The organism is Dietzia sp. CW19 (assembly GCF_014145265.1).
GTDB lineage: Bacteria > Actinomycetota > Actinomycetes > Mycobacteriales > Mycobacteriaceae > Dietzia > Dietzia natronolimnaea.
This window is the reverse complement of sequence record NZ_JAALEE010000475.1, coordinates 4,736-5,373: the sequence shown is the minus strand read 5'-3', so window position 1 is coordinate 5,373 and position 638 is coordinate 4,736. Positions and strand designations below refer to the sequence as shown.

The following is a 638-nucleotide window of genomic DNA, read 5'->3' as shown; positions in this document are numbered from 1 at the left end:
AGGTAGGTGGGGTCCAGCTCGGCGGCCCTCATGAGGTCGGCCCACAGTTGCTGGTGAACCCGCTCGCCGCGCCCGCCGCCGAACTCGTCGAACTCCACGGCGACGAACGAGGCCTTGGCCTGCCCCTGCAGTCGGGGGATGGCGAACGCGTGGGGGTCGCCCTCCTTGAGGTGGTACAGCGACCGGTGGGCGAAGTACTCGCGCAGCTGGTCCCAGGTGCCCTCGTCCTTGAAGTACCAGGACGGGCCGGTGCCGGAGGTCGCCTCCACGGACAGCGCGTCCATCTCCGCCACCGGGTCCTCGCCGGGCTCGACGGCTCCCCGGAGGTGATCGAGGAACAGGGACTCCAGTGCGCGCCGCAGCCGCAGGAGCTCGGGGTCCCATTCCAGGTCGGCGTCGACCCCGACGAAGCCCCGGTAGTGGAGCTCGTAGAGCATGTACAGCGCGAGCTGCAGATCGCGGCCCAGCGGATCGGTGTCCGCCGGCACGCCCGGGAGCCCGTCTGTCCGGCCCGTCGACAGCGCCGTGACCACGGCCTGCGAGAGCGGCCCGCTCGCCGCGGGCAGGGTCGGGGCGGAGAAGGTCGGGGCTATCTCGGTCGGGGCGGCTGTCATGCCCCTCTGTCTACCCGCGATCTC

1 protein-coding gene is annotated in these 638 nt (G+C 71.8%); it reads right to left on the bottom strand.

Annotated elements, in window-relative coordinates; genetic code table 11:
* The coding region (locus G6021_RS13710) for an iron-containing redox enzyme family protein (RefSeq protein ID WP_182641523.1) at positions 1-614 on the bottom strand (614 nt) is incomplete at its 3' end.
* Between the last annotated feature and the right edge of the window lie 24 nt (positions 615-638).